Source organism: Streptomyces sp. NPDC025638, assembly GCF_055558775.1.
Genome location: NZ_JBVHLX010000042.1, coordinates 1 through 12,196, shown reverse-complemented (window position 1 = coordinate 12,196; position 12,196 = coordinate 1). Strand labels below are relative to the sequence as shown.

Genomic DNA, 12,196 nt, shown 5'->3' with positions numbered 1-12,196 from the left:
CCAAAAGGGGCGGGCGACACCGATGATGAACGAAGACAAGCTCCGGGACTACCTCAAGCGGGCCACCACCGACCTGCGCCAGGTTCGGCGGCGCGTGCGCGAGCTGGAGGCCCGCGACCAGGAGCCGATTGCCATTGTGGGCATGAGCTGCCGGTTCCCCGGCGGCGTCGGCTCCCCCGAGGAGCTGTGGCGGCTGCTGGCCGAGGGCAAAGACGCCATCTCGCAGTTCCCCGAGGACCGCGGCTGGGACGTCGACGCGCTCTACGACCCCGACCCCGAACAGCCCGGCAAGGTCTACACACGGCAGGGCGGCTTCCTCCGCGACGCGGCGGACTTCGACGCGGACTTCTTCGGGATCTCGCCGCGCGAGGCGCTGGCCATGGACCCGCAGCAGCGGCTGCTGCTGGAGACCGCCTGGGAGGCTTTCGAGCACGCGGGCATCGATCCCGCCGGCCTCAAGGGCAGCCGCACGGGCGTCTTCGCCGGCCTGATGTACCACGACTACGGTTTCACGCCCGGGGTCCTCCCCGAAGGGGTCCAGGGGCTGATGAGCACCGGCAACTCCGGCAGCGTCGCCTCCGGGCGCATCGCCTACACCTTCGGCTTCGAGGGCCCCGCGGTCACCGTCGACACCGCCTGCTCGTCCTCGCTCGTCGCCCTGCACCTCGCCGTGCAGGCGCTGCGGGGCGGCGAGTGCTCCATGGCGCTCGCCGGCGGCGTGACGGTCATGGCGGGCCCGAGCGCCTTCATCGAGTTCAGCCGCCAGCGCGGACTCGCCCCCGACGGCCGCTGCAAGTCCTTCGCGGCGGCGGCGGACGGGGCGTCCTGGTCCGAAGGTGCCGGCCTGCTGCTCGTTGAGCGGCTGCGGGACGCCCGCCGACTCGGCCACAAGGTGCTCGCGGTCGTCCGGAGCAGTGCCGTCAACCAGGACGGCGCGTCCAATGGGCTGACCGCGCCCAACGGCCCCGCGCAGCAGCGCGTGATCCTCGAAGCGCTGGCCGGCGCCGGGCTGTCCGCCGAGGAGGTCGACGCCGTCGAAGCGCACGGCACGGGCACCAACCTCGGCGACCCGATCGAGGCGCAGGCGCTGCTGGCGACCTATGGACAAGAGCGCGAACGGCCGCTCCTGCTCGGCTCGCTGAAGTCCAACATCGGCCACACGCAGGCCGCGGCGGGCGTCGCCGGTGTGATGAAGATGGTGCTGGCGATGCGGCACGGCGTGCTGCCGAAGTCGCTTCACGTGGACCGGCCGACGCCGCAGGTCGACTGGTCGGCCGGCTCGGTCGACCTGCTGACCGACGCGATCGCGTGGCCGGAGACGGACCACCCTCGCCGGGCCGGGATCTCGTCGTTCGGGATCAGCGGCACCAACGCGCACATCATCCTTGAGCAGGCGCCCGAACCGGCGGCGGAGGGCCCGGCCGACGACACGACCGAAGGCGAGGGCGTGGCCGAGGAGCCGAGGCGGGCCCGGACCACGGTGGTGCCGTGGGTACTCTCCGCGAAGACCGGGGAGGCGCTGCGGGAGCAGGCGCAACGACTCCTGTCGTTCGTGGACCTCGCAGCCGCGTCACCGGCCGACGTGGGGTTGTCGCTGGCGGTCACCCGCTCGGCGCTGGAGCACCGGGCGGCGGTCGTCGGCGCCGACGGGGAAGAGCTGCGCGCGGGGCTGACCGCCCTCGCAGCGGGCGAGCCCGCGGTACAGGTGGTGACAGGGCGCGCCGAGGCCGACCGGGGCAAGGTCGGCTTCCTGTTCTCGGGTCAGGGTTCGCAGCGGCGGGGGATGGGCCGCGAGCTGTACACGTCCTATCCGGTGTTCGCTGTGGCGTACGACGAGGTGTGCGCGCTGTTGGACACCGAGGTCGACGTCGATGCGGAGACGCTTCATCAGACGGGATCGACGCAGCCTGCGTTGTTCGCCGTTGAGGTGGCGTTGTTCCGGTTGTTGGAGTCGAGGGGAATCCGGCCCGACTACGTGGCGGGTCACTCGGTAGGCGAGATTGCGGCTGCTCATGTGGCGGGTGTGCTGTCGCTGGACGACGCCGTGAAGCTGGTGTCGGCGCGTGCCGCGTTGATGCAGGCACTGCCTGCGGGTGGCGTGATGGTGGCGATCCAGGCGACCGAGGACGAAGTGCTGCCGTACCTGACCGACGGTGTCGGTATCGCGGCGATCAACGGTCCGCAGTCCGTCGTGGTCTCCGGAGCCGAGGATGTCGTGCTGGAGATTGTCGAGGCCTTCGCCCAACAGGGTCGCAAGACCTCCCGGTTGAAGGTCAGCCACGCGTTCCATTCGCCGTTGATGGCCCCGATGCTGGACGAGTTCGCGGAGGTCGTTCGCGCTCTGGACTTCAACGAGGCGCGGATCCCGGTGGTCTCCAACCTCACGGGTGATCTGGCTGGGTCGTACACCCCCGAGTACTGGGTCCGGCACGTCCGTGAGGCGGTCCGTTTCGCCGACGGCGTGCGGACCCTGCACGAGCTGGGTGTGACCACGTTCCTGGAGATCGGCCCGGGCGGCGTGCTGAGCGCCCTCGCCCAGGGCTGCCTCGACGACGCGGACATCGTCACCGTTCCCGCCCTGCGTACCGGCCGCCCCGAACCCGAGGCGCTCACTCTGGCCCTCGGGCAGTTGCACGCGCACGGTGTCTCCCCGGACTGGCAGGTGCTGTTCCCCGGCGCCCAGCGTGTCGACCTGCCGACGTACGCCTTCCAGCGCGAGCGCTACTGGCTTGAAGGTACGGCAGCGCTCGACGTCTCCTCGGCGGGCCTGGACTCCTCCGGCCACGCCCTGCTCGGCGCGGTGGTGGAGACCGCCGGGACGCAGGACGTGCTGTTCACCGGGCGGCTGTCCCCGGCCGACATGCCCTGGATCGCGGAACACACGGTCGGCGGCGTGCCGGTGCTCCCGGTCGCCGCGTTCGTGGAGCTCGCCCTGTCCGCGGGACGGCTGGCCGGGTTCCCGCATCTGGAACAACTGGACGTGGACGCCCCGCTGGTTCTCGTCGAACACGGCGCCGTCCGCATCCAGGTGCAGGTCGGTTCGAGCGACGACCCTGACCGGCGCTCGGTGCGCGTCTTCAGCCGGCCCGCTGCGGGCGGCGCCGGCGAGCCGTGGGTCTGCCACGTCACCGGAGAGCTCACCCCGAACGCTCCGGCCTCGGAGTTCGACATGATGACATGGCCGCCGACGGGAGCCGAACCCGTGGGCGTCGAGGGCCGTCCGGGCCTGCGCGCCGCCTGGCGCGCCGGGGACGAGCTGTACGCCGAGGCCGCACTGCCTGTCACGGAGCGGGACCGGGCGGACCGCTACGGCCTGCACCCCGTACTGCTGGACGCTGCCCTCGGCATGCTGGCGTCGGACCGGGCCAAAGATCCCGGCGAGGTGCTCATGCCCTACGCCTGGAGCGGAATGTCCGTGCACACTCCGGGGCCCGGGGCCGTCCGCATACGCATCCGGCCCGCCGGCGTCGACGCGGTGGCGATCGAACTGTCCGACGCCGACGGCTCTCCCGTCGCCTCGGTCGCGTCCGTCCGGACGCGGACGATGTCCCCGCAGCAGGTGCTGGCCTCGCGGGTGGCGCACCAGGACTGGATGTTCGAGGTCGACTGGGTCGAGCACACCGTGGCGTCCGCTCCCGCCACTGCTTGCGAAGCCGAGTGGGCGGTCCTCGGCGACGAGGGTTCCCACTCCGACATCGACGCGCTCCGCAAGGCAGTCGACGGCGGTGCGGCCACGCCTGCCCACGTCCTCCTGCGCTGCGCCCCGGGCGAGGGCGATGCCGCCGCGGCGACGCGCGGGCTGCTGGCCGACGTGCTGTCGGTCGTCCAGGAGTGGGTCGCCGACGAGCGGTTGTCCGACGCGCGACTCGTGGTGATGACGCGCGGAGCCGTCGAGACGGGCGGCACAGCTTTGGACCTCGCGCACGTCGCGGTCTCCGGTCTGGTGAAGTCTGCCCAGACCGAGCACCCGAACCGGCTTCTGCTCGTCGACGCGGACGACTCGGTCGCGAACGGCGGCATCGACACGAACTGCGGCATCGACCCGGCGCTGGCCGCGGCGCTCGCCGTTCTGGACGAACCGCAGGCCGCGGTGCGCGACGGAAAGCTGTACGTGCCGCGCCTCGCCCGGATCACCCCGCCCGAAGAGCCCACCGGTCACGCGTGGGGCCCCGAGGGGACCGTGCTGCTCACCGGCGCGACCGGTGGCCTCGGACGGTCGCTCGCGCGGCACCTCGTCGCCGAACGCGGCGTACGGAGGCTGCTGCTGGCCAGTCGCCGCGGCCCCGCGGCCGAAGGCATCGGCGAACTCGTTGCCGCCCTTTCCGAGCTGGGCGCGCACATCGACGTGGCCGCCTGTGACATCGCGGACCGGGACGCCCTCGCGGAACTGCTGGCCTCGATCCCGGCCGAGCACCCGCTCGTGGCTGTGGTGCACGCGGCGGCGGCCCTGGACGACGGCGTGGTCACCGCCCTGACCCCGGAGCGCCTGGACACCGTGCTGCGGCCGAAGGCCGACGGGGCGCTGCACCTGCACGAGCTGACCCGGGACCTGGACCTCTCCGCGTTCGTGCTCTTCTCCTCCCTGGCCGGAGTCCTGGGCAGCGCCGGCGCGGCGAGCTACGCCGCCGCGAACGCCTTCCTGGACGGGCTGGCGCGGCAGCGCCGGGCCGCGGGCCTGCCCGGCACCTCGCTGGCGTGGGGCCTGTGGACGGACAACGGAGGCATGGGCGACCGGATCACCGACGCCGACCGCAGCCGGATGGGGCGGGCGGGAGTCGTGCCGTTCACCCCGGCGGAGGGTCTGGCCCTGTTCGACGCTGCCCTTACTGTGGACCGGCCGGTGATCGTGCCAGCTCGGCTGGACGTTCCAGGACTGCGCGCCACGGCCCGCGCCGGCATGCTGCCCGCCGTCCTGCGCGGCCTCGTGGGCGACAGCGGCGCCGCGGCCGGCGAGGCCGCGGCCGCCGCAGGGACCCCTGCCCTGGCCCGCCGCCTCGCCGGGATACCAGAGGCCGACCAGGAGAAGGTCCTGCTGGACCTGGTGCGCAATCAGGCGGCAGCCGCCCTCGGCCGCGCCACCGCTGCCCGCATCGAGCCCACCACGGCCTTCCGGGACATCGGCTTCGACTCCCTGACCGCCGTGGAGCTGCGTAACCGGCTCAACGCCGCGACCGGGCTCCGGCTCAAGCCCACCCTGGTCTTCGACCACCCCAACCCCGTCGCCATCGCCCGGCTCCTGCACAAGGACCTGGTGCTCGACCTCACCGCCGAGGCTCCGCCCGTGCTCGGCGAACTGGACCGGCTGGAGGCGCAGCTCGCCGCGCTCCCCCCGGAGGACGCGGTGCGGGACAAGGTCACCGCCCGGCTCAAGGCGCTGCTCTGGAAGTGGACCGACACCCACCAGGACGCCGCGGCGAACGCCGCCGACGCCGGCCCCGGCACCGAACGCGACTTCGACCTCGATCTCGACCGGATCGACGCCGCCACTGACGACGAGATGTTCGACCTCATCGACCAAGAGCTCGGGTCTCACTGACTCATCTCACGCACTGCTACCGAGGACGTAAAACATGTCGAACGACGACAAGCTCAGGGATTACCTCAAGCGCGTGATGGTGGACCTGCGCCAGACCCGCAGGCAGCTGGGTGAGCTGGAGGCGAAGGACACCGAGCCCATCGCCATCGTCGGGATGGCCTGCCGCTACCCGGGCGGGGTCGGCTCGTCCGAGGATCTGTGGCAACTGGTCGCCTCGGGCGGCGACGGCGTCTCCGAGTTCCCCACCGACCGCGGCTGGGACCTGGACACGATCTACGATCCCGAGCCCGGGCGGACGGGCCGCACGTACGTGCGCGAGGGCGGCTTCCTCTACGACGCCGGCGAGTTCGACCCCGCGTTCTTCGGGATCTCCCCCCGCGAGGCCCTGGTCATGGACCCGCAGCAGCGGCTGCTCCTGCAGACCTCCTGGGAGGCCCTCGAACGCGCGGGCATCGACCCCGCCACCGCACGCGGCACCCGGGTCGGCGTGTTCGTCGGCACCAACGGCCAGGACCACGCCTACCTCCAGCGGCAGGGCGACAGCGACACCGAGGCCCACCTCGTCACCGCGAACACCGCCGCCGTGGTGTCCGGGCGCATCTCCTACGCCCTCGGCCTCGAAGGCCCGGCGGTCACCGTCGACACGGCCTGCTCGTCCTCGCTGGTGGCGCTCCACCTGGCCGCCCAGGCGCTGCGCCGCGGCGAGTGCTCGCTCGCCCTGGCCGGCGGCGTGACCGTGATGGCCACGCCGAACACCTTCATCGCGTTCAGTGCGCAGCGCGGCCTGTCGCCCGACGGCCGCTGCCGCGCGTTCTCCTCGACCGCCGACGGCACGGGCATGTCCGAAGGCGTCGGCGTGCTCCTGCTGGAGCGGCTGTCCGACGCCCGCCGGCTCGGCCATGACGTGCTCGCCGTCATCCGCGGCAGCGCCGTCAACCAGGACGGCGCCTCCAACGGCCTCACGGCCCCGAACGGCCCGTCGCAGGAGCGAGTGATCCGGCAGGCGCTGGAGAACGCGCGCCTGACCGCCTCCCAGGTCGACGCGGTCGAGGCGCACGGCACGGCCACCACCCTCGGTGACCCGATCGAGGCAGAGGCGCTGCTCGCCACGTACGGCCAGGAGCACTCGGGCGACCGGCCGGTGTGGCTGGGATCCATCAAGTCCAACATCGGTCACACGCAGGCGGCTTCCGGGGTCGCCGGTGTGATCAAGATGGTGATGGCCATCCGCAACGGCGTCCTGCCGCAGACGCTGCACGTGGACGAGCCGACCACTCAGGTCGACTGGTCCGCGGGCGGCCTCAAGCTGCTGACCGAGGCCGTCCAGTGGCCCGAGACGGACCACCCCCGCCGCGCCGCGGTCTCGTCCTTCGGCGTCAGCGGCACCAACGCGCACACGATCATCGAGCAGGCCCCGGCCCTCGACCAAGAGGCCGCCGCCGAGCCGGCCGGGGACCCGGCCGCCGGCGCGCTGCCGTGGGTACTCTCGGCGAAGACCGACGCGGCGCTGCGCGCGCAGGCGGAGCGCCTGCTCTCCTTCCTGGAGGACGGCCGGAGCGGCGGGAGCGGCGCCGGCCGCTCGTCGGCCGACATCGGCTTTTCCCTCGCCACGACGCGCACCGCCTGGGACCGCCGGGCGGCCGTCGTCGGCGAGAGCCTGGAGGAACTCACCGAAGGCGTACGGGCACTGGCGTCCGGCACCCCATCCGCGGTCGTCGTCCAGGACGCGGCCCGCCTCGGCGACAAGACCGGGTTCCTGTTCTCCGGCCAGGGCTCGCAGCGGGCCGGCATGGGGCGCGAACTCTATGACACCTTCCCGGCGTTCGCCGCGGCCTACGACGAGATCCGCGCCCACCTCGACGTCACGCTCGACGCGGACGCGCAGCAGCTCAACCAGACCGGTTGCACCCAGCCGGCGTTGTTCGCCTTGGAGGTGGCGCTGTTCCGGCTGCTGGAGTCGTGGGGTGTCCGGCCGGATTTGGTGGCGGGTCACTCGGTGGGTGAGATTGCGGCTGCTCATGTGGCGGGTGTGTTGTCGCTTGAGGATGCGGCGAAGCTGGTGTCGGCGCGTGCCGCGCTGATGCAGGCGCTGCCTGCGGGCGGGGCGATGGTGGCGGTGCAGGCGACCGAGGACGAGGTGCTGCCGCACCTGACGGACGGCGTCGGCATCGCGGCGGTCAACGGCCCTGAATCAGTTGTGGTTTCCGGCGCTGAGGACGCGGTCGGCGCAATAGGTGAGATCTTCGCCGGTCAGGGTCGTAAGACGTCTCGGCTGAAGGTCAGTCACGCGTTCCACTCGCCGTTGATGGATCCGATGCTGGAGGAGTTCGCGCAGGTCGTTCGCGATCTGACGTTCGGTGAGCCGCGGATCCCGGTGGTCTCGAACCTCACCGGTCGCCTGGCCGAGGAGGCCTACACCCCCGAGTACTGGGTCCGTCACGTCCGCGAGGCGGTCCGCTTCGCCGACGGCGTACGGACCCTGCACGAGCTGGGTGTGACCACGTTCGTCGAGATCGGTCCCGGCGGTGTCCTCAGCGGCATGGCACAGGGCTGTGCGGACGACATCGTCACCATCCCCGTACTGCGAGCCGACCGCCCCGAGCCGCAGGCCGTCATCACCGCGCTCGCCGAACTGCACGTACACGGCGTGTCCCCGGACTGGCAGGCTCTGTTCCCGGGTGCCCACCGCGTAGACCTGCCCACCTACGCCTTCCAGCAGCAGCGTTACTGGCTGGAGGCCCCCGAGGCCGAGACGGCCGCCGTGGACGCGGTCGATGCCGAGTTCTGGGCGAGCGTCGAGCGCGAGGACGCCCAGTCCCTCGCCGCCACGCTGGGGCTGAGCCCCGAGGAACTGGACGTCGTGGTCCCGAAGCTGTCCGCCTGGCGGCGCCAGCGGCGCGAGCAGTCCGTCGTGGACGGCTGGCGCTACCAGCTGGCCTGGCAGCCGCTGAACGGCCTGTCCGCCGGCGACCTTTCCGGCAGCACATGGCTGTTCGCCGCGCCCGAGGGCGACGAGTGGGCCCGGACGGTCCGCGCGGCCCTCGCCGGACGTGGCGCGCACCTGATCCCGCTGACGGTTGGCGCCGACGCCGACCGCGCGTCCCTGGCCGGCGAGCTGACCCGGGCCACAGCCGAAGCCGGATCGCCCGACGGCGTCCTGTCTCTGCTCGCGACCGACGAGTCCGCCTCGCCCGAGCACCCCGCGCTCTCCCAGGGCCTCGCGCAGACCGTGGCTCTGGCCCAGGCGCTGGGCGACGCGGGCGTCGACGCGCCGCTGTGGTGCGCCACCCGCGGCGCGGCTGCCACCGGCCGCTCCGACGACGCACCGCTCAGCGCGGTGCAGAACCAGGTGTGGGGCCTCGGCCGCGCCCTGGCCCTGGAACACGCCCGCCGCTGGGGCGGCCTGATCGACCTGCCCGCGGCCGTCGACGATCGCGCCGCCGGCCGTATCGCCGCCGTACTGAGCCAGAAAGTCGGCGCTGCGGACGGCCACGAGGACCAGGTCGCCGTCCGCGCCTCCGGCGTGTTCACCGCCCGGCTCGCCCACGCCCGAAGCGGCGCCGGCCGGCCGTGGTCGCCGCGCGGCACGGTGCTGATCACCGGTGGTACGGGTGCGCTGGGCGGGCACGTCGCCCGCTGGCTCGCCGGTGCCGGTGCCGGACACCTGGTGCTCACCAGCCGCCGCGGCCCCGACGCGCCCGGCGCGACCGCGCTCAAGGCTGAACTGGAGGAGCTGGGAGCGCGCGTCACCCTCGCCCTGTGCGACGTCGCCGACCGCGACGCGGTGGCGGCACTGCTCGCCGAGCACACCTTCACCTCCGTCTTCCACGCCGCGGGCGTGGAACAGTTCGCCCCCATTGACGAGCTGACGCCGGCCGACTTCGCCCGCACGGCGGCGGCGAAGGCCCACGGCGCCGCACACCTGGACGAACTGCTCGGCGACCGCGAGCTGGACGCCTTCGTCCTCTTCTCCTCGATCGCCGGCGTGTGGGGCAGCGGACGGCAGACCGCCTACGCGGCCGCCAACGCCTTCCTCGACGGGCTCGCCGCCAGGCGGAGGGCCCGGGGTCTGACCGCCACCGCGATCGCCTGGGGCCCCTGGGCCGACGGCGGCATGGTCAGCGACGCCGACGAGGAGCACCTGCGCCGCCGCGGCGTCGTCACCCTGCCCGCCGCATTCGCCGTGACCGCGCTGCAGCGAGCCCTGGACTGCGACGACACCGCGGTCGTCGTGGCCGACATCGACTGGGCACGGTTCATCGGACCGTTCACCCTCGGCCGCCCGAGCGCCCTGCTGTCCGAGTTGCCCGAGGTACGCCGCGCAGGCACAGCCGCACCTGCCGACGCGGCCAACGGTGCCGCGCCCCTGGCGACCCGGCTCGCCGGACTGCCGGAGGCCGAGCGCACTCAGACCCTGATCGACCTGGTCCGCGCGCACGTCGCGGCCGTCCTGGGCCACTCCTCGGCGGCGGAGGTCGCGCCCGACCGGGCCTTCAAGGACCTGGGCTTCGACTCCCTGACCGCCGTCGAACTCCGCAACAAAGTCAACACGGCGACCGGGCTCGCGCTGCCGCCCACACTGGTCTTCGACTACCCCAACGCCACGGCGCTCGCCCGCTTCCTGCGGAGCGAGCTGCTCGGATCGCAGGCCGCCGTACCGCAGGAGCAGCACGCGGCCCCCGACGACGAGCTCATCGCCATCGTGGCGATGAGCTGCCACCTGCCCGGCGGCGTCGACTCGCCCGAGGCTCTGTGGTCCCTGGTGACGTCCGGCGGCGACGCCATCTCCGACTTCCCGTCGAACCGCGGCTGGGACGTCGAGGCCCTCTACGACCCCGACCCCGATCGCCCCGGCAAGACGTACGCGCGCGACGGCGGATTCCTCTACGGTGCCACCGACTTCGACGCCGGCTTCTTCGGGATCTCTCCGCGTGAGGCCCTGGCGATGGACCCGCAGCAGCGCCTGTTGCTGGAGACCTCGTGGGAGGCCTTCGAGCGGGCCGGGATCGCCCCCGCGCAGCTACGCGGCAGCCGGACCGGCGTCTTCGTCGGCATGGCCTACCAGGGCTATGGAGCCGATGTGCGCCGCACGCCGGAAGGCGTCGAAGGACACCGGCTCGTCGGCGGCGCGTCCAGCGTCGTCTCCGGCCGGGTGGCCTACACCTTCGGCCTCGAAGGGCCCGCCGTCACGATCGACACGGCCTGCTCGTCGTCCCTGGTCGCCCTGCACCTGGCCATGCAGTCGCTGCGCAACGGCGAGTGCACGATGGCCCTGGCCGGCGGCGTCACCGTCATGGCCGGCCCGAGCGTCTTCGTGGAGTTCAGCCGCCAGCGTGGCCTGTCGCCCGACGGCCGCTGCAGGGCGTTCGGCGCCGGTGCGGATGGCACCGGCTGGGGGGAGGGCGTGGGCGTGGTGCTCGTGGAGCGGCTGTCCGACGCCGTGCGCAACGGCCACGAGGTCCTGGCGGTGGTACGGGGGAGCGCCGTGAACCAGGACGGCGCGTCCAACGGCCTGACCGCGCCGAACGGTCCGGCGCAGCAGCGGGTCATCCGCCAGGCGCTGGCCTCGGCCGGACTCGCTCCGGGCGACGTGGACGCCGTCGAGGCGCACGGCACGGGCACGACGCTGGGTGACCCGATCGAGGCGCAGGCGCTGCTCGCCACGTACGGCCGGGAGCGGCCGGAGAGCCGGCCGCTGTGGCTGGGCTCGCTGAAGTCCAACATCGGCCACACGCAGGCCGCGGCAGGCGTGGCAGGTGTGATCAAGATGGTCATGGCGATGCGCTACGGCATCCTGCCGCGGACCCTGCACGCGGACGAGCCGACGCCGCACGTGGACTGGTCGGCCGGTGACGTCCGGCTCCTGACCGAGGCCGTCGCATGGCCCGAGTCGGACCGCCCGCGCCGCGCCGCGATCTCGTCGTTCGGCGTCAGTGGCACCAACGCCCACACCATCATCGAGCAGGCCCCCGCCACGGAGGAGCTGCCCCCCACGCCCGACTCCGGCGCGCTCGTGCCGTGGGTGCTGTCGGGCAAGGGCGAGCCGGCGCTGCGCGCCCAGGCGGCCCGGCTCGCCGGCCACCTCGACGCGAACGACGGCTGGACGGCTTCCGACATCGGACTCTCCCTGGCCTCCCGCGAGACGTTCGAGGACCGCGCGGTGCTCCTGGCACAGGGCCCGGACGAACTCCGGCAAGCCCTCACCGCGCTCGCCGCCGGCGAACCGGCGGCGAACGTGACGCTGGGACGCGCGCGCTCCGAGGGCAAGGTCGGCTTTCTGTTCTCGGGTCAGGGTTCGCAGCGGATCGGTATGGGGCGTGAGTTGTACGGGGCGTTCCCCGTCTTTGCCGATGCGTATGACGAGGTGTGTGCGCGTCTGGATGCGCCGGTCGACGTCGACGCGGAGATCCTGCACGAGACCGGGTGCACCCAGCCGGCGCTCTTCGCGGTCGAGGTGGCGTTGTTCCGCCTTCTCGAATCGTGGGGTGTGCGGCCCGATTACGTGGCCGGTCACTCGGTCGGTGAGATCGCGGCCGCGCATGTGGCCGGGGTGGTGTCGCTGGATGACGCCGTGAAGCTGGTGTCCGCGCGTGCCGCGTTGATGCAGGCCCTGCCCGCGGGCGGCGCGATGGTGGCGGTCGAGGCGGCCGAGGAGGAAGT

The 12,196-nt window shown here is 72.9% G+C and carries 1 protein-coding gene and 1 pseudogene; both read left to right on the top strand.

Annotated elements, in window-relative coordinates; translation table 11 throughout:
- Positions 1 to 25 precede the first annotated feature (25 nt).
- Positions 26 to 5,536, top strand: a pseudogene (locus tag ACZ4EG_RS45485) (SDR family NAD(P)-dependent oxidoreductase); the annotation flags it as partial.
- Between the two features lie 34 nt (positions 5,537 to 5,570).
- Positions 5,571 to 12,196: type I polyketide synthase (locus ACZ4EG_RS45480; protein WP_467794891.1), on the top strand; the 6,626-nt coding region annotated here is incomplete at its 3' end.